Annotated in this window: 18 protein-coding genes; 4 read left to right on the top strand and 14 right to left on the bottom strand. The window is 55.2% G+C overall.

The features are described from left to right. Positions 1-16: 16 nt before the first annotated feature. From recD to rppH, 12 genes are all read right to left on the bottom strand, one after another. Positions 17-1,834, bottom strand: coding sequence for an exodeoxyribonuclease V subunit alpha (gene recD, locus QNN88_RS08785; RefSeq protein ID WP_414239883.1), 1,818 nt, complete (start codon positions 1,832-1,834; stop codon positions 17-19). Continuing rightward, complete coding sequence (gene recB, locus QNN88_RS08790; protein WP_414239884.1) at positions 1,831-5,376, bottom strand: exodeoxyribonuclease V subunit beta; 3,546 nt, start codon at positions 5,374-5,376, stop codon at positions 1,831-1,833. The genes recD and recB overlap by 4 nt, the downstream gene beginning before the upstream one ends. Continuing rightward, positions 5,369-8,257, bottom strand: coding sequence for a pitrilysin (ptrA, locus tag QNN88_RS08795; protein ID WP_414239885.1), 2,889 nt, complete (start codon positions 8,255-8,257; stop codon positions 5,369-5,371). The genes recB and ptrA overlap by 8 nt, the downstream gene beginning before the upstream one ends. Before the next feature lie 113 nt (positions 8,258-8,370). Next, complete coding sequence (recC, locus tag QNN88_RS08800; RefSeq protein ID WP_414239886.1) at positions 8,371-11,739, bottom strand: exodeoxyribonuclease V subunit gamma; 3,369 nt, start codon at positions 11,737-11,739, stop codon at positions 8,371-8,373. Between the two features lie 15 nt (positions 11,740-11,754). Next, positions 11,755-12,075 (bottom strand): prepilin-type N-terminal cleavage/methylation domain-containing protein, encoded by a 321-nt coding sequence (locus tag QNN88_RS08805; protein ID WP_414239887.1) that lies wholly within the window; start codon positions 12,073-12,075, stop codon positions 11,755-11,757. Further along, positions 12,060-12,467, bottom strand: coding sequence for a DUF2509 family protein (locus QNN88_RS08810; RefSeq protein WP_414239888.1), 408 nt, complete (start codon positions 12,465-12,467; stop codon positions 12,060-12,062). The genes QNN88_RS08805 and QNN88_RS08810 overlap by 16 nt, the downstream gene beginning before the upstream one ends. Beyond that, positions 12,464-13,027 (bottom strand): prepilin peptidase-dependent protein, encoded by a 564-nt coding sequence (locus QNN88_RS08815; RefSeq protein WP_414240224.1) that lies wholly within the window; start codon positions 13,025-13,027, stop codon positions 12,464-12,466. The genes QNN88_RS08810 and QNN88_RS08815 overlap by 4 nt, the downstream gene beginning before the upstream one ends. After that, a complete protein-coding gene (locus QNN88_RS08820) occupies positions 13,018-13,488 on the bottom strand; it encodes a prepilin peptidase-dependent protein (protein WP_414239889.1) in 471 nt (156 codons plus the stop codon). The genes QNN88_RS08815 and QNN88_RS08820 overlap by 10 nt, the downstream gene beginning before the upstream one ends. Positions 13,489-13,672: 184 nt before the next feature. Beyond that, positions 13,673-14,467, bottom strand: a complete 795-nt coding sequence (thyA, locus tag QNN88_RS08825) for a thymidylate synthase (RefSeq protein WP_061075182.1) — start codon at positions 14,465-14,467, stop codon at positions 13,673-13,675. A 6-nt stretch (positions 14,468-14,473) separates the two neighbouring features. Beyond that, the gene (gene lgt / locus QNN88_RS08830; protein WP_414239890.1) at positions 14,474-15,349 is read right to left on the bottom strand and encodes a prolipoprotein diacylglyceryl transferase; all 876 of its coding nucleotides are present in this window, start codon (positions 15,347-15,349) and stop codon (positions 14,474-14,476) included. Between the two features lie 148 nt (positions 15,350-15,497). After that, positions 15,498-17,744 (bottom strand): phosphoenolpyruvate--protein phosphotransferase, encoded by a 2,247-nt coding sequence (ptsP, locus tag QNN88_RS08835; protein ID WP_414239891.1) that lies wholly within the window; start codon positions 17,742-17,744, stop codon positions 15,498-15,500. A 12-nt stretch (positions 17,745-17,756) separates the two neighbouring features. After that, a complete protein-coding gene (rppH, locus tag QNN88_RS08840; RefSeq protein WP_414239892.1) occupies positions 17,757-18,287 on the bottom strand; it encodes an RNA pyrophosphohydrolase in 531 nt (176 codons plus the stop codon). A 684-nt stretch (positions 18,288-18,971) separates the two neighbouring features. On the opposite strand from rppH, the gene mutH reads away from it, so the two are divergent. The 4 genes from mutH to QNN88_RS08860 all read left to right on the top strand — a co-directional run bounded on the left by mutH (position 18,972) and on the right by QNN88_RS08860 (position 21,948). Then, positions 18,972-19,667, top strand: coding sequence for a DNA mismatch repair endonuclease MutH (mutH, locus tag QNN88_RS08845; RefSeq protein WP_414239893.1), 696 nt, complete (start codon positions 18,972-18,974; stop codon positions 19,665-19,667). Between the two features lie 63 nt (positions 19,668-19,730). Then, complete coding sequence (locus tag QNN88_RS08850) at positions 19,731-20,444, top strand: TerC family protein (RefSeq protein ID WP_414239894.1); 714 nt, start codon at positions 19,731-19,733, stop codon at positions 20,442-20,444. Between the two features lie 138 nt (positions 20,445-20,582). Continuing rightward, entirely contained in the window at positions 20,583-20,801 is a 219-nt protein-coding gene (gene ygdR / locus QNN88_RS08855; protein WP_000758655.1) for a lipoprotein YgdR, read from the top strand. Between the two features lie 106 nt (positions 20,802-20,907). After that, a complete protein-coding gene (locus tag QNN88_RS08860; protein ID WP_414239895.1) occupies positions 20,908-21,948 on the top strand; it encodes an NADP(H)-dependent aldo-keto reductase in 1,041 nt (346 codons plus the stop codon). A gap of 32 nt (positions 21,949-21,980) precedes the next feature. Here the strand turns inward: QNN88_RS08860 and lplT are convergent, their stop codons facing one another. Together lplT and aas are read right to left on the bottom strand one after the other, a co-directional pair. Beyond that, positions 21,981-23,177 (bottom strand): lysophospholipid transporter LplT, encoded by a 1,197-nt coding sequence (gene lplT / locus QNN88_RS08865; protein ID WP_414239896.1) that lies wholly within the window; start codon positions 23,175-23,177, stop codon positions 21,981-21,983. Then, positions 23,170-25,329 (bottom strand): bifunctional acyl-ACP--phospholipid O-acyltransferase/long-chain-fatty-acid--ACP ligase, encoded by a 2,160-nt coding sequence (aas, locus tag QNN88_RS08870; protein ID WP_414239897.1) that lies wholly within the window; start codon positions 25,327-25,329, stop codon positions 23,170-23,172. Before aas ends, lplT begins: the two co-directional genes overlap by 8 nt. Positions 25,330-25,466: the final 137 nt, after the last annotated feature.

A 25,466-nucleotide genomic window follows, 5' to 3' on the forward strand; every position in this document is an offset into this window, starting at 1 on the left:
CGCCATCCGGCACCTGTCATTTAAACAGCGTCGACAACCCACTGCGTCGTTCGGTTCGGGTGGCAATCGCACTGCCAAGTATGCGCTCATCGGCATATAACGACAGGCGGCGTCGTGCGCGGGTAATGGCGGTGTATACCAGTTCCCTTGTCACCACTGGCGTGCGCTGCGTGGGTAATACCAGCGCCGCGTGATCGAACTCCGAACCCTGTGATTTGTGCACCGTCATCGCCCAGGTGGTTTCATGTTCAGGCAGGCGGCTGGGCTGTACAGATTTAATGCTGCCATCCGGCATCGCAAACCAGACCCTTAATCCTTGCCCACGATCGAGCGCAATCCCAATATCACCGTTAAACAGGCCCAACGCGCTGTCGTTGCGGGCAATCATCACTGGCCGACCTTCATACCAGCGCGAATGGGGCTGACGATGAATTTTACGCTTTTGCTGCATTGCCAGCTCGATACGTTCATTCAGTCCGCTCACGCCAAACGGCCCTTCGCGCAGCGCGCAAAGCAACTGGAACTCATTGAAAGCCTGAATGATTAACGCAGGCTCCGCGCGCGCCTGAAGCAACGTCAGATAGTGTTCGTAGCCCGTCAGGGCGTCTTCCAGCATGGCGGTGTAGTCTTCATTGCTCTCCAGAGTCCGTTTATCGATATCGCTGAAGCCCTGCTGGAAAATGCTGTTGATCGCGGCCTTATCGCCACGGTTAATTGCTGCAGCCAGTTGTCCAATACCGGAGTCACTGCCAAAACGGTAGCTTTTTTGCAACAGGCAGAGACAGTCCCGCAGCGTGGCTGCGTCATTGCCGGTACCTGCCGGAACGGGCGTCCCTGTCAGGCGAGCCAGTTGCTGCGCCCGTTCAGAGGTATAGCCCGCATTCACCCACGCACAAATGTCACCCAGCACCGCCCCCGCCTCGACCGAGGCTAGCTGATCGCGATCGCCGAGGAAAATAACGCGTCCGTGCGACGGCAAGGCATCGATCAGGCGCGACATCATCGGCAGATCAATCATCGACGCCTCATCCACCACCAGCACATCCAGATGTAGCGGGTTGCCCGCGTGATGACGTAAACGCTGACTACCAGGCTGAGCGCCCAGCAGCCGGTGCAGGGTGCTGGCCTCCTCCGGGATACGTTTCTTTTGTTCATTCGTCAGCGGCAGCTGGCGTAATGCCTTGCCTAACGACTCCGTCAGACGCGCGGCGGCTTTGCCCGTCGGGGCCGCCAGACGAATACGGCAACGCTCGCCTTCCGCCATCTGGATCAACGCCGCCAGCAGTCTTGCCACGGTCGTCGTCTTCCCCGTACCCGGCCCACCGGAAATCACCGATATACGGCGGGTCAGCGCGACCGCCGCGGCAACTTTTTGCCAGTTAATCTCATCCGTCGTCGGAAACAGCGCTTCCAGCGTTTGCGTCAGTAGCGCTTCATCCATCTCTACGGGCCGGTTCACCTCGCTAAAAAAGCGGGCCACCGTCCGCTCATTGCACCACATACGGTTCAGATACAACCGATCGCCGTGCAGGATCATCGGCGATGGCCGCTCCCCAAAGCTGACGGCATCCGATGCGAGCAGGCATTCTTCCCAGTTCGCGGGTTCGCCAATGTCACTGAGGCATGAAATATAGAAAGGGGGATTATCCGCGTTCAGCGCCAGTTGTGAAAGCGGTAAACAGACGTGCCCTTCTCCGGCATCCCGGCTGAGTAACGCCGCTGCCAGCGTTACGGCAGGTTCATGTTCGCCGGTCACCGCCAGCGCGAATTGCGCATCCAGAGGGCGCAGTTGCTTCTGCTCGACGACTTCCAGCAATCGCTTCTGTAGCGTCATGATGCGTCCTCCAGTTCCACACCGGCAAACATCTCGTCCATCCGGCTAATCAACTCACCCGCCGGGCGGGTGGTATAAATCCCCTGCTGCGGCTGTTTGCTGTCCACGCCGCGCAGGAACAGATAAATCACGCCGCCAAAGTGGCGTTCATAATCGTAATCCGCAATGCGATAGCGTAAATACCGGTGCAGCGCGAGGGTGTAGAGCTGATACTGCAAATCGTAGCGATGCGCCTGCATGGCTGCCGCCATCGCCTCTGGGGTATAGGCCGAGCTGTTGTCGCCCAGCCAGTTCGATTTGTAATCCAGCAGGTAATAGCGCCCGTCATGACGAAATACCAGATCGATAAAACCTTTCAGCATCCCACGCACCTGGGCGAATTCCAGCGGCGGACAGCCTGCCGATAGCGGGTCAAACTGACGGATCAGCGCATCCAGTTTCTCCGCGATAAGCGGTTGGCTAATCGGCAGATAAAACTCCATCTCAACCTGTTTTTCACGCGCAGAAAGCTGGCTCAGGCTGACGCCGGTCTCATTGAGTGGTGCATGGAGAATAGCGGTCAGCCACGCGGTGATGACGGGTTCCCAACAAGCGTCATAGCCACTAAGCTCCAGTTTCTCCTGCACCCAGTCAGCCTCGACCGGTTGGGTAAAATCGAGATCTTCAAACAGGCTGTGTAAGAAAGTACCAGGCGACGCGCCGCGCGGAAACTGGTGTGGGGTCAGTTCCGGCTCCTCAACCACCTCACCGACGCCTGTCGCATCAATGTCCAGTCGAGGCATGAGATCCTGCGCAATGCCGTGACCACGCTGTTGCAGACCGGAATAACTGGTCACCCGCCAGTTGTCGCCCGGCGTTCGTTGTACCCGTCGGGCACTCAGCGACGCCTCGCTCACGCTGGCGGTGGGCAACGGCTCGCTACGGGTCGCTTCCGGGATACGACAGACGATGTTCTCATCGCAAACCGCCTCTATCGCCGTACGTAGTCCGGCGGCATCCATTGGCTCCCCCTTTTGCAGCAGACGCCCCAGCGCGCTCTGATGCACATCGGTCGCGCCTTTTTTATCGCCACGTCGACGCACCAGAGGGGCGACGCCGAGACTGCAATGCCAGACCGAACGGGTCAGCGCGACGTACAGTAAGCGCAGATCTTCCGCCAGCCGTTCGGCTTCCGCCAGCGCCACACTTTCGTCCGCCTCGCTCAGATCCAGGACCGCGTCAAACGAGTTACGGTCGTGATAAAACGCCTGATCCTGAACGCGAAAATTCGTGATAAACGGCAGCCAGACCAGCGGATATTCCAGCCCTTTCGATTTATGAATGGTGACGATCTGCACCAGATGCTTGTCGCTTTCCAGACGCATTTGCTGGCTGGAGGCATTGCTGTCGGGCTCAAGAATATGCTGTGACAACCAGCGCACCAGCGCGTGCTCGCTTTCCAGTTGCGAAGCCGCCTCCTGCAATAGCTCGCTGATATGCAAAATATCGGTCAGGCGACGTTCGCCCCCCGCCGTCGCCAGCAGGTTTTCCGCAATCTTTCGCGCCGACATCAGCGCACGCAGCATCGGCATCACGCCCCGTTTCTGCCAAATCTGGCGGTAGCCGACAAATTCTTCGACAACCCGATCCCATGCATTTTCATTGTCGTTGAGCATTTCAATGTCACGCGCGTTGAGGCCCATCATGGAGGTCGCCAGTGCGCTGCGCAGGGTGTTTTCTTTTTCTGGATTCATTACTGCCTGCAAAACCCAGAGCATTTCCTGCGCTTCCAGCGTTTCAAACACGCTGTCGCGATTGGAAAGATAGACGGACGGAATCGCCAGCAGCGTCAGCGCGTCGCGCACCAGCGCGGCTTCCTGGCGGCTACGCACCAGCACGCTGATATCCGCCGCGCTCACCGGACGCGCCTCGCGACCACTGATAAGCATCGCCTCGCCGTTCAATCCGGCATTCAGCCAATCACGGATCTGCGCGGCGCACACTTGCGCCATATAGCTTTGATAATCCCCGACACCGCAGCTTTCCCCTTCCATCAGCCACATCGTCATTGCGGGCTGAGTTTCGCCATGAAATTCAAAACGTAGCGACTGATTTTTATCGGCGTATTTCACCGGCTGGAAGGGGATGTCGCGGAACATGAAGGCCTCGTCCATCAGGCCGAAGAGCCTGTTGACGCTGTTTACCATGCCCGGTGCGGAACGCCAGTTGGTGTCGAGGGTATAGTGCGCGCTGACCTCACTGCGAGCCTTCATATAGGTAAAGATGTCTGCGCCACGGAACGCGTAGATCGCCTGTTTCGGATCGCCAATCAATAACAGCGCGGTGTCTGGCTGATGCTGCCAGATGCGTCGAAAAATGCGGTACTGCTGCGGATCGGTATCCTGAAACTCATCGATCATTGCCACCGGGAAGCGGGTACGGATCGCCGCCGCCAGCGCGTCGCCACTTTCACTGCGCAGCGCGGCATCCAGCCGACTGAGCATGTCGTCAAATCCCAGCTCACCCCGACGACGTTTTTCTTTCGCCACCGTCTCACGGATCTCCGTCAGCGCACGCGTGATCACCAGATCTCTGAGGGTCAGCGGTTCCGCCAGCAATTCATCAATTGCAACAAACAGCGGATGCTGTGGCACTACGCCGCCTTCTTTTGTGCGCGCTTCAAGAAAACGCTGAGAAAATTTCTCCAGCGCCTCTGGCAACTGGTAGCTTAGCGTCTCTTCCTGCGCCCAGGCGCTGATCTTCTCGATCCATTTGCCCTGATTGCCACGGTTGAATTTACGCCGATCAATGTCTGAAGCTTCCATCACCCCTTCCAGCTCACCCACCGCGTCACACCACTGTTGCTTAAGCGCGTTGATTCGCTGCACGATCTGTTGATGACGGGATGCCAGCGTTTCGTCGTCCGGCGGCGGCGCTTTAATGACCGGCGCCTCCCCTTGCAGGTAACGGTTAATATCCGCCAGCAGCGCCTGCGGCCCTTTCCACGTTTCAAACACCACCTGGGCAATTTCACGCGGCAGGGGGTAACAGTGACGACGCCAGAAATCCGCGCAGGCCTGGTAGCGCAGCAGCGATTCATCTTCGATCAACTGTTGCTCAAACAACATGCCTGATTCAAAGGCGTTCAGGCTTAACATACGCTGACAAAAACCGTGAATGGTGAAAACCGCCGCCTCATCCATCTGTCTTTCGGCGAGCAGCAACCATTGCGCCGCCTGCTTTTTATCGTCGATTTCGTCCAGCAGACGGGCATAAAGGGGGTTGTCAGACGACTCGCGCAGGCAGGCGATACGCAGCTCATGAATATTACTGCGGATACGTCCGCGCAACTCTTCGGTGGCGGCCTCGGTAAAGGTCACCACCAGAAGTTCTTCAACGGTCAGGGGACGGGGAAAGGCGCAGGAACCGCCAAGCCCGAGGAGCAGACGCAGATAGAGCGCCGCAATAGTAAAGGTTTTGCCGGTGCCCGCAGAAGCTTCAATCAGGCGCTCGCCCGTGAGGGGCAAGCGCAGGGGATCAAGGGACTCGGCGACATCATTCATTCTCTTCTCTCACCAGGGGCAAAGTTTGCTGCAACGCGCTGACGTTGTCCCATACTTTCCAGCCTTGCGGGTGCACATACTGTGGTTTCCCGTTTTGACCGCCGGAAATCTGCGACAGTACCGCCATGCCTTGCGGCTCAACCACCGCCTGATGGAAAAAATCAGCAAGTTGTTGCGGCGTCAGCTGTTTTATCTGAGCCACAATTTTATCACGTGAATCGAAACGCATATTACCGCGATCGAAATCTTTGCTTAATTTCGAAGCCTCTTCGCCCAGCGTTTGCGGTGCCTGTAACATTTGCGCGACCATAGCTTGCTTAATCTGGGCAAACTCTTCCGGTTTCATCGTCCGCAGTTTCGCCTCCGCCGTGGGGAAAAACGCTTTGTAGCGATCCCAGAGATACGACGGCTGTTTATCGCTGCTTTGCAGCAGGAAGCCCATTCCCCACTGACGTCCAATGCTCATTGGGAAGGCGAAAACCGCATACCCTAACTGCTCTTCCGTTCGCAGTTGATTGTAGAACCACGGCTGGACAATCTGGCCCAGCATAGCGCTGTAGGCCGCGCTGGCATACTCATCATATCCCGTGGGCACAAAGACCGCCGCCAGCGCAGAGTCGGTGCTGCTGCCCGCTTTTTCAAAAATAACCGACTGCTGCTTATCCACCCGCACATCTTTGTTGCGACACCATTCGGCACCGTTCGCGCCCAGTTGCTTCTGGATATCCCGCGCCATCGTCGTGACCTGCGCTTCGCTCATGTTGCCAACGGCCAGAAACTCCGGACGAGCGCCCGATTTTAACGCCTCACGGTAGGCCATCACCTCTTGCAGGGTAATCGATGGCAGGAGCGCACGCCGCTCGTCGCGAGAGAAATAGGGCACCTGAGAGATCATCTGTACCGGCATTATCGCCTGCTCGTAGGCTTTCCCTTTCTCGGCGGAATCCATCATCTGGCTATACCAGGATTTCGCCTGCTCAAGCTGCTCTTCGGTTGCGGTGTAGCTGAAATAACCTTCAAGCAACGCCTGAAAAAGCTGCGGCAGACGCTGCGTATAGCCGTCGGCATTGAGCATTAACCCATTGTTGGCATTGGTTGAAAAACCGATGCCGCCCACTGCCGCCTGGTTACTTAACTGGTCGAGCGCAATCCCCGCCAGATAGTCATTCAGTGCAAACATGACCTGATTTTTAGCGCTGTCCATCGCCTGCGGATTACGCAGGATGACGCTCACGTCCGCTTTTGGCTCGCTGGCAAAATGTTGGCTCGGCGCGTACACCACGCGCAGCCCAGGCTCATCCACAATTAACGCCGGACGGTCATATTTCTTTTCCGGTTTAATCAGTGTGAAATCGTCAGGAATATAGGGGTTCAACTCCGGCAGCGTCAGCGCAATATCCTGCGCTTTTTTCTGCCAGTCACTAAAGGTCTGCTCGCTGATTTTATTGACCTGATAAGGAGCATCAACAAAATAAGCGGTCTTGTTGTGCGGCTCTTTCGGGCTGATGTACCAGATACGCGCATTTTGCGGCGTCATCATCGCCAGACGCGCGTTAATCGCTTTCGCATCGTATTGATCGGCAATGTTCACCGCGTCCAGGGTATGCGCCACCGGCACGCGGATCATGGTATCCGCCAGCCATTCGACGTAGTCCATATCACGGGTAATCGACGGATAACGGAAGTCGAGATCAAGGACATGCGACAGTTCGTCAAAGTAACGTTTATCCACGCCCTTTTCGCGTAACAAATTGAGATAGCTGAAAATAGCCGCAACCACCTCTTCGCGGTTCGCCAGGCCTTTATCGGTCAGAGTAGCAGAAATGGCTAACACACCGCTGTTACCGTTGACCACCGGATCGGAGTCTGCGCGAATGCCTTCCACCAGCCCTTGTTTTTGCAGCCAGTCAGAAAGCGTACCCGGACTACGGTTGCCTATCAGATAGGTGATCAGCTCGTCGGTTTTACTGCGAAACTGTGCGCTGTTGTTGTCGATGCGAAACTCAACGCGCAGCACTTTACGCGGCATCGCAGGCACGTAATGGATAATGACGCCCTTCTGCGCATCAGTGACAACCGGCACGGTAATTTCCGGCTTTTCGATATTCTTGTTTGACACCCGACCGAAGGTATTTGCAGCAATCTTTGCCAGTTCCGGCAACGGCTTATTGCTGTAAATAACCGCTTTCATCAGGTTGGCGGAGTAATACTTGCTATGAAAATCGCGCAACGCCTGTTGTACCGGGTTACCCGGTTTGTCGCTTAAGGTTTCCAGGTTGCCGCCGGAAAAACGTGAACCGGGGTGAGCCGGGTTGATGGTTTCCGCACTCACCTGCGCCATTCGCATCCCGTCACGGGTGCGCGCCATCGTCAGTTCAGCGTTTACCGCGTTGCGTTCACGGTCGGCATACTTTTTATCCAGCAGCGGCTCAGCAATCGCATCGGCCAGGCGATCAACGGCACCGGTAAGCGCATCGTTTTCCACTTCCAGATAAAACGCCGTACGGTAAGGCGCGGTGCTGGCATTATGACTGCCGCCGTGCAATTTGAGGTATTCCGCAAGGCTGTCGGCCTGTGGATATTTTTTTGATCCCATCAGACACATGTGTTCAAGATAATGCGCCAGTCCCTGATGCGCATCCGGATCTTCCAGCGACCCCACGGGCACCACCAGCGCAGAAAGCGATTTCACCGCCTGCGGGTCGGAGACCAGTAATACCACCATGCCATTATCCAGACGAATGGCCTGATACTGGCGGGTATCTTTATCGCTTTTACGGATGGTTTCCGCAACAGGCTGCCAACCGGTGTTTGCCTGACTTAAGGGCGCCCAAAAGGCGACCAACAACAGTAACGCTTTGAACCAGGTGCTGCTGGGCATTCAAGAACCTCATCATTAACTTTCTTTCTGCGCAAAGACACATTGGATGCTTCTCTGAACAGGGCAACGCATCATAAAGGAAGCATAAAAATTGCGCAATTTTTATACAATCATCACGACTGATTAAATCTGAAAAGCGGAAGCAGGTAACGTTGTGACTGCAAAATTATGGCCTCAAAGGTTTCTGAATCCAGCTGCCGCCACAGGCGCTGATACCAGATATCCTCACCTTCGCCACGTACGACCATGTTGCCTTCGTAAGCCTGCATAAACTTCACGCGGGCTTTTTGTCGCGTATCATCGTCATCTAACATGGCATCATTTACCGCGTCATAACAGGTTTTTATCCACGCACCACCGCTTTCCGGAAGCACCAGCAGCGGTGCGGACATCCCTTCGCGATACCCGTCAATCAGTTGCGCCAGATAACCCAATGCCAGCTCTTGCTCCAGCGGTGGGAAGCGCCACTCTCCGTCTTTTCGCAAAAACAGCCGGCTTTCACCTTTTCCGCCGCAGGCACAATAGACAAGGTGTTCGAGCCAAAGTTGCACACCTTGTGAAATGCTGATTAACGAAGGCCGCCAGCGCAAAAGACCATCTTCCTGCACCTGTGGCAGCCAGCCGGTCAACTGTACGCCGTTGCAGTGCAGATCGACCTCCAGGCTTTGGCCTGGCTGACGGCAGGCCACAATCCTGTCCGCCAGTGCCTGCATTTCCTGATGCTGAGCTTCCCAGAGGATTTCACCATAAGCCCCATACGGAAGATCCCCCGCTGCACGGAAGCGCCGGAACAGACGTTCGGCATCCTCTTGCTCAACCAGCGTATTCAGCAACTGCTGATTAAGCTGATAACGGGTCAGCCCTTCCAGCGTAAACGGTTCGGTGTCCGGGATCTCACTCTCTTCGGCGCGGAAATTTACCTGCAAGCGCTGCTGGAAAAACGCCCGCACTGGATGCGCCCAAAAGCGCTGTAGTGTTTCCAGACTCAGCGTCTCTGGCATGTCAAAGGCTAACGGCTGCACAAAATCACTGTGAGCCTCTCCGCTGCGGCTCGCCGCCGGTAGCCACTCGCTGGCGTAGCTCTGCTGTTCACCGGGCAAGAAATTTTGCGCATCGAATGGCATACGGGTATGCAGGCGGGCGATATGCGATTTCACCCGTTTCTCGCTCTCGTCGCTGCTCAATGCTTCGTCACCCGGCAAATAGTGGCTTTGTCCGATGTAATCGAGCAGTTCCTGCACCAGCACGGAAGGAAATCGTTCGCTGTTATCCTGGATTGAGCGCCCGATGTAGCTGATGTACAGCGACTGTTGGGCAGAAATGAGGGCTTCAAGGAACAGATAACGGTCATCATCACGACGGCTACGATCCCCGCGCATGGGTTTCTGGCTCATGAGATCAAAGCCGAGCGGGGCAAGCTGGCGTGGATACACGCCATCGTTCATTCCCAGCAGACAGACAACCTTAAAAGGAATAGAACGCATCGGCATCAGCGTACAGATATTCACCGGTCCGGCTAAAAAGCGCTGACTGATCCGCTCCTGATCCAACCGTTGTGCCAGTTCGTCGCGCAGAAGCGATAGCGGGACCGCGTCGTCATACTCAGCCTTTAACCCTTCATCGATTATCGCCTGCCACTGCTGCTCGATCAGCGTCATGGCCGCCTCGGTTTCTGTATCCGGCAGGAAGAAGTCGTTGAGCATCTCACGACACACCGGCAGCCACTCTTCCAGTGGACGTTCTTGTGCCAGGCCACGACGCCAGAGATTAAGCTGCATCAGTAACGACGCCAGATGCCCAACCAGTTCGGCGATGAGCCCGCTGGACTCATCGTAAGGCAGAACGGACTGCCATTCGCCCTGCGCACTTTCCATGGCGTAGCCCAGCAGCATGCGCGTCAGGCCAAACTGCCACGTATGTTGCCCCGTTGCTGGAAGTTCCAGTTCGCGCACGTTATCGTCGTCAATGCCCCAGCGAATGCCCGATTCATTGACCCACAACCGCAGGTAGCGCAGTCCTTCTTCGCTGATATTGAAGCGCGCCGCGAGCACCGGAACATCCAGCAGCGCCAGTACATCTTCAGAGACAAATCGACTGTCAGGCAGTGACAGCAGGCTGATGAACGCCTGCAATACCGGATGTGACTGACGCGCCCGACGATCGGATATCGCATAAGGGAGATAACGCTCCGCAGGGGCGCTGCCAAAGACGGCCTGAATAAACGGGCTATAGCTGTCGATATCCGCCACCATCACGATGATGTCACGTGGGGTGAGCGTTGGGTCCGCCTCCAGCATCGCCAGCAGACGATCGTGCAGGACTTCCACTTCGCGCTGCGGGCTATGACAGACGTGAAAGGTAATGCTGGTGTCGTTTGGATCAAGGCGTCGCTTATTGTCGCTGCGGGAATACTCTTCCAGATCCACACCCGCCACCGCGCGGTTTTCCAGCTCAAGGATATCGGCCTGGATGTTATGCAGCAGGTTATCCGGCGTCACGTCGACAAACGCATCCAGCTCCTGGCTGTTTTCCAGCTCTGAGAGCAGATAAATGTAGTCGCGTCCTAGTTTCCCCCACGAGGCCAGCATCGGGTTACCCACATCCTGTTCGCCATCGCCGTTAAACAAACTTTCGGCGTTCGAACTATCACGAAACAGCGGTAAATGGCGATCTTCAAAACTATGCCGCCGCTGACGCGCCAGCAGTTTTGCAAGATATGCCGGGTCTTTGATATCGCCCCAGTAGTAGCGGCAGGGATTGGTAAAGAGGAGATGAATATCGATATGTTTGCCAAGCGCCTGCAATGCCTGCAGATACACGGGCGGCAACGCAGAGATCCCACAGATAAACACACGAGAAGGAAGTCCTGGCGGACAAGAGCTGGCATTCTCCAGGGTCTGGATAAACCGCTGATAGAGATTGGCACGATGCCAGCGCGGCTGCCCCAACGCTTCGGTGTACTCCACCAACGCTTTCCATAGCGGCGCTTGCCAGCTTTGCGCGTCTCCCAGACCTTCGATCGTTTGCCCCGCTTCCCACTGGGTCAACCATTCCGGTCGGTACACCAGATACTGATCGAAAAGATCCGCTGCGCGGGACGACAACTGGAACAACTTCCGTTTATCAGTATCGTCCGTCAAATAGTGGCGTAATAACGTAAAGTCGTCATGATCCAGCAATTGCGGGAGCAGCGTCATCAACTTCCAGCTCATACTCTGTTTGTTGAAGGCGCTCTCCTTAGGGATCTCCGGCAATACGCGTACGAACATATCCCAGATAAAACTTGCCGGAAGGGGAAACGCTATGTTGGCTGCGATACCAAACTTCTGCGAAAGGGTCATCTGTAACCACTGCGCCATCCCGGTACTCTGTACCAGAATCATTTCCGGCTCAAAGGGATCGTCCAGCCGTTCGCGCTCGACGATAAACTCCATCAATGCTTCCAGCACATCCAGACGGTTTGAGTGGTAGACCCTTAACATAGAGACTCCTGACAACTAGCGGTTCGGGCAGTGCAGACGTGTCATTTTCCCCTGTCTGCCCTGAGGTGAAGATAGCGTAACGCTGATGCTGACACATCCCGCCTGCGTTGTCTGCATTCGGTTAACCTGCCAGTTAACAGGTGGCGAAAATGAACGCAGCTGTGTCTGCAACCAGCCCTGCCGCCAGAGTTGCAGGTACTGGCTCCTGATGACAAAACCGTTCATCAGCGCACGCTGATACCCGGAAAGTGCCGTCACCACCATCACCATGAGGAGCATCGCCAGTATCACTTCCGGCAAGCTAAATCCGTGCTGACGGCTCAGGGAAGCTGGCATAGTGTGGCCTCCCGCAGCGGACAGAAATCGCTCCAGCCATGAGAAGAAAAAACGATACTGTCCTCCTTTTGTTCGCCTTCTCGCCATAGAGATGTTCCCTGATAGCTGGCAATAAGCAAAACGCGACTGTTGGCGAGTCTGCGCAGACAGACAGGAACGTTGCCTTCCCCATAGTACCGGCACGGCTTATTTGCGCTTATCGCCCATTGCTGCACTCTGCCCCACTCTATGGCTGACTGCACGATAGCCTGGTGCTTCAACGCCTGGCTTTCTATTGCCACCCTTGACGCAAAACTACTTTGCTGCTGATTAACGCCCTGTAACAACAGACTACCGAGAACCAACAGCAGCAGAACCAGCGCCAGAGAAGAGACGCCCCGCTCGCGGCTCATAAATTAAAACCGGTAACGCTGTAGCGAGCGTCGGCCACGGTTTGCGGATCCCCCCGACTGACGCCCCGCAGGTGTAAGGTCAGTTCGGGCGCAAATCCCGCAATATCCTGGCGCACGACCTCGAATGCCGTAATCTGCACGACGTCAGGATCAGTAATTTTATCCCATCCTTTTCCGTTACACGTTTTCGCACCGCGCTGCGTCTCCAGTACGCTATCATTCAGGCGAAACCCGGTTTGTTCAGCCTCTTTCCCCGGCTCATTTTCCCAGACGCCATTCGCGTTGGCGTCCCACTGTACGATGATGCATCGGCCCGTATCGGAAATGTATATCCCTTCGCCACTGCAACTACCGTGACAATATCCCGCGCGTTGAAGGTGCTTCGCGACGGTATACACCCGCTGCCACATATCATCCTCCAGAGCGAGTTTGCGGGTCTGCTGAAAAATATCGCGCTGTAATGCTGGTAAAAACCGGGCGGCTCCAAGTAACAGTACGCTACTGATTGCCATCGCTATCAGCACCTCAAGCAAAGAAAAACCGCTTTCACTCACCGACAGCCCTGAGTATCGTCGCGCTCGCACAGGCGGATACGTCCCCAGGGCGAAACCACCACCCGCCATTCGCCTGCAGCGTTTTTCAGACGAATATTCCCCGGCCATGCAGTATTGCGTTGACCATAAAATGCCAGCGAGGCGGTGATCCCGACGAGGTCGACATCGCGCCAGAGCGGCACAAAAACGAGCGCTGAGCGCGGCGCACAGGTATTTCGTGAGGCTGTCGAACTGACAAGACACCATGACGCGTCCTCCCTGATGGCGGTAATGACGTGATCGCGGTTATGCCAGTTGGCATCCTCCCGTAGCAGCAACAAGAAATCGCGCAACTGACAGGCGGTCTGCCAGAGATGTTGCTGTTGCTGCCACTGCTGCCAGCCGTAGAGTCCTGTTGCACTCAGGCTGATAATAATAAGCATCGCGACCAGCGTTTCGATGAGCGTATAGCCCTGCTGTGTATTCATGGCGGCAGTATGACGCGTCGGGAAGTTAAAACGAGGCGATAATTCAGGTTTTTCGGCGCGTTACGAAAGAAATTTACTCTGTTGCAGCAGGTTGCATCATTTCAGGAACCCGCACCGAAAAAGCAAAATTTGGATAAAAAAAACCGACGCGCAAAGGCGTCGGCTATGACAGGATAATCCCAGTTTAGATTGCAACCGGCGCTTTAATCCCCGGATGCGGGTCGTAACCTTCGATTTCAAAATCTTCGAAGCGGTAATCAAAGAGGGAATCGGGTTTACGTTTGATCACCAGTTTCGGTAACGCGCGTGGTTCACGGGTCAGTTGCAGGTGCGTCTGCTCCATGTGGTTGCTGTACAGATGCGTGTCACCACCGGTCCAGACGAAATCGCCTACTTCCAGATCGCACTGCTGCGCCATCATATGCACCAGCAGCGCATAACTGGCGATGTTAAACGGCAGACCGAGGAAAACGTCACAGGAGCGCTGATACAGCTGGCAAGAAAGCTTGCCGTCCGCGACATAGAACTGGAAGAATGCGTGGCACGGAGCGAGCGCCATTTTGTCCAGTTCACCGACGTTCCACGCCGAAACGATAATGCGTCGTGAATCCGGATCATTTTTCAACTGATTCAGCACTGTCGTGATTTGGTCTATGTGGCGGCCGTCCGGCGTCGGCCAGGCACGCCACTGTTTGCCGTACACCGGGCCCAGATTGCCGTTTTCATCCGCCCATTCGTCCCAGATGGTGACGTTATTTTCGTGCAGATACGCCACGTTAGTGTCGCCTTGCAGAAACCACAGCAGTTCGTGGATGATCGAGCGCAAGTGGCAACGTTTTGTCGTCACCAGCGGGAATCCTTCCTGCAGGTTAAAACGCATCTGATGACCAAAAATGGAAAGCGTTCCGGTTCCGGTACGGTCGTTTTTCTGTGTGCCTTCATCCAGCACTTTTTGCATCAGTTCTAAATACTGTTTCATGGTTCCTCAGGAAACGTGTTGCTGTGGGCGACGACGATAAGCCCAAACCATCATGATCACACCAGCGACAATCATCGGAATCGAGAGGATCTGTCCCATGCTGATGTACTGTACCCATTCACCGGTGAACTGCTGATCCGGCTGACGGAAGAATTCAACAATGATACGAAACGCGCCGTAGCCAATTAAAAACAGACCGGAGACGGACCCCATTGGACGCGGTTTACGAATAAACAGGTTAAGAATGATAAACAGCACGACGCCTTCCAGCGCCATCTCATAAAGCTGAGACGCATGGCGCGGCAAAGAGCCGTAGGTATCGAAAATGGATTGCCACTGCGGGTGGGTTTGCAGCAGCAGAATATCTTCCGTACGCGAACCCGGGAACAACATGGCGTAAGAGAAATTCGGATCGACACGTCCCCAAAGTTCACCGTTAATGAAGTTTCCCAGACGCCCGGCACCCAGGCCAAAGGGGATCAGCGGCGCAATAAAATCCGAGACCTGAAAGAAGTTGCGCTTCGTGCGTTTGGCGAAAATAATCATCACCAGAATCACACCAATCAGGCCACCGTGGAAGGACATACCTCCGTCCCAGACGCGGAACAAGTAAAGCGGATTATCCAGAAAAAGCGGGAAGTTGTAGAACAGCACGTAGCCAATACGCCCACCGAGGAAAACCCCGAGGAAACCTGCATAGAGTAAATTTTCGACTTCATTTTTGGTCCAGCCACTGCCTGGGCGATTGGCACGGCGGGTCGCCAGCCACATCGCGAAAATGAAGCCCACCAGGTACATTAAACCGTACCAGTGAAGTGCGACGGGTCCAATTGAGAAAATGACCGGATCAAATTCCGGAAAATGCAGATAGCTACTGGTCATCTGTCACCACAAGTTCTTGTTATTCCGCTGAAAAGACTCAGCGAGCGAGATGCGCACCCACAGCTTACAGGCGCTCCAAAGGAGCGAATGATAGCATATGAGGTTCTGTGAGGCTGTCGGGAAGATGTAAAAGATCTGTATAACGCTTTTACAACCCCCCGCGAATCAGACCACCCATGCCGCGACGTTCCATAAACGCCGCTACCTGATGACGCACCTCCGTTGCCAGTTGCGCCTCGAGGCTACGCTGGGCAAGGTTTTTGGCCTCTTCGTAATCAATGTGACGCAGCAGGTATTTCACGCGCGCCACCGAGCGACCGTTCATTGAGAGATGACGGAAACCCAGCCCAATCAGGAGAGCCACGCACATCGGATCGCCTGCCATTTCACCACACAGACGCAGGTCGATACCACTACGCTCCGCTTCCTGCGCAATCATCGACAGCGCACGTAGCATCCCCGGATGCAGGCTGTCGTAGATGCTGGCCACACGCGTATTGTTGCGATCCACCGCCAGCACGTACTGGGTCAGATCGTTAGTCCCGACGGAGATAAAATCGATGCGACTTGCCAGATTCGGCAGCATAAAGACCATCGACGGCACTTCCAGCATGATGCCAATCCGTGGTTTTGGAATCGCGTAACCGATCATCTCTTCCACTTCACGCCCGGCACGTTCAATCAGGCGGCGCGCTTCATCCACCTCATCGATACTGGTTACCATCGGCAGCAGAATACTCAGGTTGCCCGTCGCCGCATTGGCGCGCAGCATCGCACGCACCTGGACCAGGAAGATCTCCGGCTGATCGAGCGTGATGCGGATCCCTCGCCAGCCCAGGCAGGGATTCTCCTCACTGATTGGCATATATGGCAACTGTTTGTCCGCGCCAACGTCCAGCGTTCGCAACGTCACCGGCTTGTCGTTAAACATCTGCAACATGCCCTGATACTGCGCCACCTGCTCCTCTTCAGAAGGGAAACCACTTTGCAGCATGAAGGGAATTTCGGTGCGATACAGACCAATGCCGTCGATACGACTGCCCAGCTTTTCTTCATGCTCCGGGCTGAGCCCCGCGTTCAGCATGACCTTCACCCGCTCACCGCTTTTAAGCTGTGCCGGTAAATTGACGTCATCTTCCGCCAGACGGCTGAGTTCATTCTCTTCGCTGATAAGCCGCTGATATTCCTGAATCAGTACCGGTTCTGGATCGACCAGCAGCTCACCGCGATAGCCATCCACCACCAGCGTACGCCGGTGCAGCACCGACGGCTGGATATCCGCGCCCATCACGGTGGGGATGCCCAGCGCACGAACCATAATCGCCGCATGGGAGTTGGCCGCCCCGTCGCGTACAACAACACCCGCCAGGCGGTCCTGCGGCAGCTCCGCCAGCGTCGTGGCAGAGAGCTCGTCAGCCACCAGCACGAAGCGTTCTGGCCAGGCATTGGGTCCTTGTACAGAATCATCGAGATGAAACAGCAGGCGCTGACCCAGAGCACGCAGGTCACCCGCACGCTCTTTAAGATAGTTGTCACTCAGCGAAGCAAACTGTTCGGCAAACTTTTCGATAATGGTTTTGACCGCCCATTCGGCCACAGACCCTTTATCCACTTCGGCAAACAGCTCGCGTCGCAGGCGGGCATCGGAAAGCAGGTGCGAGTAGAGATCAAATATCGCGGCCGTCTCTTTCTGCGCCCCAGCGGCAAACCGCTTGCTGTAACGGCGAAATTCATTTGCCGCCTCTTCCAGCGCGCCGGTCAGGCGCTCACGCTCCAGAGCGGGATCCAGCGTAGACGCCTGATACACCTGCTCCATCAACGGCAGCGTCGCATCCTGCCAGCCTTCAGCGATCGCAACACCCGGCGCCGCTGGCAGTGCACGAATGCGCGTCTGCCGATACTGGCCGAACAGGGCGGTAAGCTGAGATTGTGACAGGATCGCCGCCATCTGCGTGGCGAGCGTCACCAGGAAAGATTCTTCGCTTTCATCGTACTGGCGCAGTTCGCGCTGCTGCACAACGAGAACGCCCAGCAGCTGACGGCGCTGAATGATCGGCACCCCGAGGAAGGCACGGAAGCGCTCTTCTTTTACCGAGGGAATGTATTTAAAGCTGGGATGTTTTTGCGCATCAGCAAGGTTGATAGGTTCCGCCAGCCTGCCAACCAGGCCGACGATACCTTCATCAAATGCGAGTGCGACAGTGCGACCGCGCGGTTTTTTAAGTCCCCGCGTCGCCATGAGGTAATAACAACGCCGGTCATGATCGGCCAGATAAACCGAACAGACCTCTGTATCCATCGCAAGACAGATGTCAGTAACCAGAATATTCAGCGCTTCATTCAGACGCGGAGCACTGGCCACCTTTTCGACTATTTCGCGCAGGCGGGTGAGCATAATTTGCGTGGCTTAACCTCTTTTACGTCGATAAGCAGATGTACTTTGCGGCTTCGGCGTCACTTCCTGAAGCGCCATCACAACACTTGCGAACTCTTTCATCACCCTGCGATAGACATCGCGTTTAAATGAAACCACTTGCCGGACCGGGTACCAGTAACTTACCCAACGCCAGCCGTCGAACTCAGGCGTGCTGCTGGTTTGCATATTGATTTCCGCGTCCCCGCTCATCAACTGCAAAAGAAACCACTTTTGTTTCTGGCCGATACACACCGGCTTTGTATCCCAACGCACCAAACGTTTTGGTAACTTGTAACGCAACCAGTTGCGTGTAGAGGCAAGGATCCGCACATCTTTACGGCTTAACCCTACTTCTTCAAACAGTTCCCGGTACATCGCCTGTTCTGCTGATTCTCCTGGGTTTATCCCACCTTGCGGGAACTGCCAGGAGTGCTGACCAAACCGCCGGGCCCACATCACCTGCCCCTGACGATTACAAATTACGATACCTACATTTGGGCGGTAGCCATCGTCATCAATCACCGGACTACCTCAACATAAACCTTATATGAGAATGATTGTTTCACACTCCTGACAGACGGTAAACCACTGAGTTACGGCGGTGTGCATCTAATAACAATTGAATAACTCACAGTTAAAGACAAAGTTATAAACAGATACTCACCCATCCGGGCGATTTTATTCACCTTTTCTGTGGATAGAGTTGTGAAGAAGTACGGAATTACTCCGGGAAAACCCGGAACAGTCTGAATAAGCGGCGAACAGAGGGGAAAAAATATTTTCATTTATTCATGAGGTTACTGGACCATTCCATCAGGTATTCGGCAGAAAAGTGATAGCCGTCACACTGACGATCCTCAGGCTGATGAAAGATCGAACAGCGCCGACTTTATCCACAGATTGTGCCAATAAGTTAGACACAAATTGTGTGAAAATTCGATTTTCGTCGCACGTCAAGGCTGTAAATGGAAACAGTAGTTGGGGTTTTTCACAGTTATCCCATCTTTCTGTGGATAACATGGTGTAAGATCCTGTTTAAACTCAGTGACCAGAAATGGAAAACCCGTTATGACGTTGCGCAACATGTGTCGTCATAAACTAAAAACCAATATAAATCATGGCATTGAATATCACATGTGGAAAACGATAAACTTCATTCCCACGGTATAAAATCTTTGTTCATTTTTTCATCTAAGGTGTAACGCCATGTCCGGACTCCATCCTTTACGCTTTCCTCCGGAATCAGAAGCCCTTCTGCTCCAGCAGGCGCAGCAGCTTTCGGGCTATTCGTTAGGCGAACTGGCGGCGCTGGCGGGTATCGTTGCGCCGAAAGATCTCAAGCGGGACAAAGGCTGGATCGGCGTATTACTGGAACTCTGGTTGGGTGCCAGCGCCGGAAGTAAACCTGAGCAGGATTTCGCCGCGCTCGGCGTCGAGTTGAAAACCATTCCCGTGGATAGTCTTGGGCGACCGCTTGAAACCACCTTTGTCTGCGTCGCGCCGCTGACCGGAAACAGTGGTGTGACGTGGGAAACCAGTCACGTACGGCACAAACTGAAGCGAGTATTGTGGATCCCGGTGGAAGGCGAACGCAGCATTCCCCTCGCACAGCGGCGGGTCGGCTCGCCCGTTCTCTGGAGTCCCAATGAAGAAGAAGACCGTCAGCTACGGTTCGACTGGGAAGAATTAATGGACATGATTGTGCTCGGCCAGGTTGAACGGATCACTGCCCGCCATGGCGAATTTTTACAATTGCGTCCAAAGGCCGCAAACGCCAAAGCGCTCACCGAGGCGATCGGCGCGCAGGGCGAGCCAATACTGACGTTGCCGCGTGGTTTTTATCTCAAAAAGAACTTCACCCGCGCCCTGCTGGAACGCCACTTTTTGTTACAACCGCGTTAGACTTTCACCTGCCGTCCGGTAAGCATATAATTAGCGTTTATTTATTTGGCAGGACTTTGTTCAATGTTATTTGCATGGATAACCGATCCTAACGCCTGGCTTGCGCTCGGTACGCTGACGCTGCTGGAGATCGTGCTTGGGATCGATAATATTATTTTTCTCTCTCTGGTCGTTGCAAAACTCCCCACCGCACAGCGTGCGCACGCCCGGCGCCTCGGTCTGGCAGCGGCGATGATTATGCGCCTGGCGCTGCTGGCGTCTATTGCCTGGGTGACCCGTCTGACCAATCCGCTGTTTGAGATTTTCGGTGAGGACATTTCCGCCCGCGATCTGATCCTTCTGCTTGGCGGTCTGTTCTTGATCTGGAAAGCAAGTAAAGAGATTCACGAATCCATTGAAGGTGAAGAAGAAGGGATGAATATGCGCGTCACCTCCTTCCTCGGGGCGATCGTGCAGATTATGCTGCTCGACATTATCTTCAGTCTGGACTCAGTGATCACAGCGGTCGGCTTGTCCGATCACCTGTTCATTATGATGGCGGCAGTGGTGATTGCCGTTGGCGTGATGATGTTTGCGGCGCGTCCGATTGGCGAATTTGTCGACAGACACCCGTCCGTGAAGATGCTGGCACTGTCGTTTCTGATTCTGGTGGGCTTCACCCTGATCCTGGAAAGCTTCGACGTGCATGTACCGAAGGGCTACATCTATTTCGCCATGTTCTTCTCGATCTCGGTTGAGAGCCTGAACCTGTTACGAAACAAGAAAAACCCACTGTAATTGCACTTTTTCGCTCCCTGCGGGGAGCGACTATCTCCCCTTTTCGCCTCTCAGATTAAGATTTTCCTGCTTTTCCTGCCCACAACTTCAGGTTATTACTAGACTATTATCAGACGCAGGCCACGTGAGGATAAATGGATGAAAAAATGGGCAGTGATAATTTCCGCAGTAGGACTGGCTTTTGCTGTTTCCGGTTGTAGCAGCGACTATGTCATGGCGACCAAAGACGGTCGTATGATCCTGACCGACGGGAAACCTGAGATTGATGATGATACCGGTCTGGTGAGCTACCACGACCAGCAGGGCAACGCCATGCAGATTAACCGCGACGACGTTTCTCAAATCATTGAACGTTGAAGATTGAGGTCAGCAATGCTGCTGGCCTTAACAATTTTTCTTCCCTTTTTCCTTTCCCTCAGCCATTTTTATAATCCTATGTCGCGATTATAAAAAGGAAACGGCTATGCAATATCACCGTATACCCCACAGCTCGCTTGAAGTTAGTACACTGGGGCTGGGCACAATGACGTTTGGTGAACAAAATAGCGAAGCCGACGCACATGCACAGCTCGACTATGCCGTCGCCAACGGCATTAACCTGATCGACGTGGCCGAAATGTACCCGGTACCGCCACGCCCGGAAACCCAGGGACTCACCGAAACGTATGTCGGAAACTGGCTGGCTAAACATGGCAATCGTGAAAAGCTGATTGTCGCCTCCAAGGTCAGCGGCCCGTCACGCAATAATGACAGCGGCATTCGTCCCAATCAGGCGCTGGATCGCAAAAATATCCGCGAAGCGCTGCACGACAGCCTGAAGCGTCTGCAAACCGATTATCTGGACCTTTACCAGGTGCACTGGCCTCAGCGCCCCACCAACTGTTTCGGCAAACTCGGCTACAGCTGGAGCGACGCCGCGCCGGTGGTCTCGCTGCTGGATACGCTGGACGCGCTCACCGAATTCCAGCGCGCAGGCAAAATCCGCTACATTGGCGTATCGAATGAAACCGCCTTTGGCGTGATGCGCTATCTGCATCTGGCGGACAAGCATGATCTGCCGCGCATTGTCACCATCCAGAACCCTTACAGCCTGGTCAACCGTAGTTTTGAAGTTGGGCTGGCGGAAGTGAGCCAGTATGAAGGCGTCGAACTGCTGGCCTATTCCTGCCTGGGATTTGGCACGCTGACCGGCAAATACCTGAACGGCGCGAAGCCTGCCGGGGCGCGTAATACGCTGTTTAGCCGCTTTACCCGCTACAGCGGCGAGCAGACGCAAAAAGCCGTGGCAGCGTATGTGGATATTGCGAAGCGTCATAATCTCGATCCGGCGCAGATGGCGCTGGCCTTCGTTCGTCGTCAACCCTTTGTTGCCAGTACGCTGCTGGGCGCTACTACCATGGAACAGCTGAAAACCAACGTCGAGAGTCTGCATCTCGAATTAAGCGAAGAGGTGTTGGCAGAGATTGAAGCGGTGCATCAGGTTTACACCTATCCTGCACCATAAGGAAAGCGCGCCGGTGAGTGCCGGCGCGTTGATTACGCCTGGCGGCGCTGCCAGATCCACAGCGCCGCTATCGCCAGCGCAAACAGACCGCCAAAACCGATACCCACGGCGATGACCGGGATCCCTACCCATACCGCCAGCGAATAGAGCCCCAGCATCAACAGCATTGCGCTGTTTTCTCCGAGGTTCTGTACCGCGATCGCATTACCCGCACCGACGCTCTTTTTACCGCGCTCCTGCAACAGCGCATTCAGCGGTACGACAAAGAAACCGCCCAGTACACCAATCAGCATCAGCAGCGCGTAGGCAGGCAACAGCGCGTGTTGCAGAGAGAAAATCAGCACCACGACGCCAATCAGGATCCCCGCTGGCATACAACGCACTACGGTATCCAGCGTCACCAGCCTGGCTGCGGCACCCGCACCGGCCACAATACCGATCGCGACCATCGCGTTCAGGTAGGTTGGCGTGGCGTTATCGGTAATGCCTAACGCTATCGGTACCCACAGCACCAGCAGGAAACGCAGCGTCACCCCTGCGCCCCAGAACAGGCTGGTCCCCACTAGCGAGAAGCGCGTTTCGCCGTTACGCCACAGTGAAACACAGGCGCAGAAAAAGCTGCGGGTCATTTTTGCCAGATGCCAGGACTGCCCCGGACGGGCGGCGGCCAGTTTTGGAATAGACAGGTTCGCCACCACTGCACCGGCGTAGGCAAGCGCACAGGCCACCAGCGCAGCAATAACATGCCAGTCGGCCAGCACGCCGCCCGCCACCGAGCCGAGCAGAATCGCCGCAATAGTGGACGCTTCCATCAGGCCGTTGGCTTTCACCAGCTTATCGCCAGTGGTCAGTTCGCCCAGAATGCCATATTTCGCCGGTGAGTAGGCTGCAGCGCCAATGCCCACCAGCGTATAGCCGAGAAACGGATTGAAGCCAAAGCAGATACTTGCCGCCCCCAGCAGCTTGAGTCCGTTGGCGAACATCATTACCCGGCCTTTGGCAAAGCTGTCAGCGACCTGACCGACAAACGGCGCAAAAAGGATGTAAGCGCCCACAAACACCATTTGCAGTATCGGCTGGCTCCAGTCGGGATAGAACTGCTCCTTCAGCAGCGCCAGCGTGGCAAACAACAGGGCGTTATCGCCAAACGCAGAGAGAAACTGCGCCGCGATAACCGACATCATTCCTTTCGACCAGACAGAGGTATTGGTATGTACTGACTCAGGCATGTTGTTTTTCCGGATCATCAACCCAGCTTTTCAGCGTCACGAAATCCGGCTTACCGCTGCCGAGTAACGGGAGTTGCTTCAGGTAACGGATATCGCGCGGCACCGCCAGTTCTGGCACGCCGTGCGCACGGGCATACTGCTGTAGAACATCACGCGTCAGTTCGCTGTCGGTGGTAAAGAGCACCAGCGCTTCGCCTTTACTGGCATCGCTCTTGATCGCCGTCGCGTGCATTTTTTCCGGCGATACGCCGAGCGCCAGTTGTTCTACCATCTCCAGTGAGACCATCTCACCGGCAATTTTCGCAAAGCGTTTGGCGCGCCCCTGAATCTGCACGAATCCCTGTTCGTCAAAACGCACGATATCGCCGGTGTCATACCAGCCGCGCTCCAGTTCGCCTTTAGCGTTTTCCGCCGCTGGCACTTCCAGCACGCCCGGTTTTTCTACGCGCAGATAACCATTCATGATATTCGGCCCCTTTAACTGCAAACGCCCACCCTCTTCAATACCGGGGATCGCCAGCAGGCGCGCATCCATGCCGGGCAGGATCCGCCCAACCGTACCGGGTTTTGCCGCCATCGGGACGTTAATCGAGACCACCGGCGCACATTCCGTCACGCCATAACCTTCGAGAATGCGCAGGCCAAACTTATCCTGCCAAAGCTGTTTTGTACTCTCCTGCAGTTTCTCTGCGCCCGCTACCACATAGCGCAGGCGATAGAAATCATAGGGATTGGCAAAGCGTGCATAGTTTCCGAGGAATGTTGAGGTGCCAAACAGCACCGTGCAGTTACGGTCATAAACCAGCTCCGGCACGATGCGGTAATGCAACGGGCTCGGATAGAGGAAAACTTCCGCGCCGGTGAGCAACGGCGTAAATAACCCCACCGTCAGGCCAAACGAGTGGAACAGCGGCAGCGCCGACATAAAGCGGTCACTGGCGGTGAAGTCGGCAATGGTTTTGATCTGCTCGACGTTCGCCAGCAGGCTTTTGTGGCTATGCACGACGCCCTTCGGATGGCCTTCTGAGCCGGACGTGAAGAGGATCACCGCCGCCTCTTCAGGCTGCTGTTTGACCTGCGCCCGATGCGGCATCAGCAGGTGCGCAAAGATCCACAGCTTGTCTGCCGTGGTGACATCCGCTTTGAGATCTTCAAGATAGACCCAACGAACCTGTGTCAGTTGTTCCGGCAAATGCCAGAGTTTGCCTTTCTCCAGGAACTGGCGGGAGGTAAAAATGGTTTTGATTTCCGCAGCGGTGATGGCGCTGGTCAGCCCTTTGACACCCGCCGTATAGTTCATCATTGCCGGGATTCGGCGGCGAGACACCGCGCCAAAAATCACCGCCGCGCTGATGGCGGCATTCGGCAGCATCAGGCCAATTTTTTCGCCTTCCGCGCTGTATTTTTCCAGAATACGACCAACAAACAGCGTCTTAGTGAGCAACTGACGGTAGCTGTCCGGCTTGAAGTTGATGTCTTCGATACAGGGCTTACTGGCGCCATAACGATACTTTGCCGCCAACAGCGATTCATACAGCGTTTCGCGCGGACGCACCGCCATTCGCGCTTCCATCATTTTTTGATGCAGCATTTCACCGGCGATTTTACGGCGATCGCGCGCGCGTGACGCATCGGGCATGGGCAGATGGGTGGGTGGCAATACATGCAGATGAATCCGCGGGAAGAGGCGACGTTTCACCAGCCCTTTCAGACGGCTGAAATGGGTGAGCTCTGCCCCTTCAATTCGCACCGGCACCAGCGTCGCCCCGGATTTCGCGGCGACAAATCCGGCGCCGTCATAGATTTTCATCAGCGAGCCGCTTACCGAAATGCGTCCTTCCGGGAAAATCACCACCGGGCGGCCCTGCTCGATCAGTCGAACCAGATGTTTAATCGCCATCGGCTTCGTCGGGTCAAGCGGCACAAAATCAATCAGCGAGGCTAACCAGCGCATGTACCACCGCTGGCTAATCGAGGTGTAAACCGCAAACACCGGGCGTACGGGTAGAAATAACGCCAGCAGAATGCCGTCGATAAACGAGACATGGTTGGGGGTAATTAAGACGCGCTCTCCCTGTAACGCTGTCATATCGCCCGTTACGCGTACCCGATAGAGCACACGACACAGGTTACGGAAAAACCCAAATAACATTTCAACTCCCTTTGCGCACGGTTCGGTAAAATAATGGTGGCAGATTACACGATCAACGCAAGAGGAGCGACAGCAAAGTCGGGACGAAAAAAAACCTGCGCATCCGCGCAGGTTGGTGCAAGAGACAGGGTACGAAG

The organism is Citrobacter sp. ANG330, assembly GCF_047467925.1.
Taxonomy (GTDB): Bacteria; Pseudomonadota; Gammaproteobacteria; order Enterobacterales; family Enterobacteriaceae; genus Citrobacter_A; species Citrobacter_A amalonaticus_G.

Coding starts and splice junctions, on each gene's coding strand:
- recD (WP_414239883.1), bottom strand. CDS start 1,834: ATGACGCTACAGAAGCGATTGCTGGAAGTCGTCGAGCAGAAGCAACTG.
- recB (WP_414239884.1), bottom strand. CDS start 5,376: ATGAATGATGTCGCCGAGTCCCTTGATCCCCTGCGCTTGCCCCTCACG.
- ptrA (WP_414239885.1), bottom strand. CDS start 8,257: ATGCCCAGCAGCACCTGGTTCAAAGCGTTACTGTTGTTGGTCGCCTTT.
- recC (WP_414239886.1), bottom strand. CDS start 11,739: ATGTTAAGGGTCTACCACTCAAACCGTCTGGATGTGCTGGAAGCATTG.
- QNN88_RS08805 (WP_414239887.1), bottom strand. CDS start 12,075: ATGCCAGCTTCCCTGAGCCGTCAGCACGGATTTAGCTTGCCGGAAGTG.
- QNN88_RS08810 (WP_414239888.1), bottom strand. CDS start 12,467: ATGAGCCGCGAGCGGGGCGTCTCTTCTCTGGCGCTGGTTCTGCTGCTG.
- QNN88_RS08820 (WP_414239889.1), bottom strand. CDS start 13,488: ATGAATACACAGCAGGGCTATACGCTCATCGAAACGCTGGTCGCGATG.
- thyA (WP_061075182.1), bottom strand. CDS start 14,467: ATGAAACAGTATTTAGAACTGATGCAAAAAGTGCTGGATGAAGGCACA.
- lgt (WP_414239890.1), bottom strand. CDS start 15,349: ATGACCAGTAGCTATCTGCATTTTCCGGAATTTGATCCGGTCATTTTC.
- ptsP (WP_414239891.1), bottom strand. CDS start 17,744: ATGCTCACCCGCCTGCGCGAAATAGTCGAAAAGGTGGCCAGTGCTCCG.
- mutH (WP_414239893.1), top strand. CDS start 18,972: ATGTCCGGACTCCATCCTTTACGCTTTCCTCCGGAATCAGAAGCCCTT.
- QNN88_RS08850 (WP_414239894.1), top strand. CDS start 19,731: ATGTTATTTGCATGGATAACCGATCCTAACGCCTGGCTTGCGCTCGGT.
- ygdR (WP_000758655.1), top strand. CDS start 20,583: ATGAAAAAATGGGCAGTGATAATTTCCGCAGTAGGACTGGCTTTTGCT.
- QNN88_RS08860 (WP_414239895.1), top strand. CDS start 20,908: ATGCAATATCACCGTATACCCCACAGCTCGCTTGAAGTTAGTACACTG.
- lplT (WP_414239896.1), bottom strand. CDS start 23,177: ATGCCTGAGTCAGTACATACCAATACCTCTGTCTGGTCGAAAGGAATG.
- aas (WP_414239897.1), bottom strand. CDS start 25,329: ATGTTATTTGGGTTTTTCCGTAACCTGTGTCGTGTGCTCTATCGGGTA.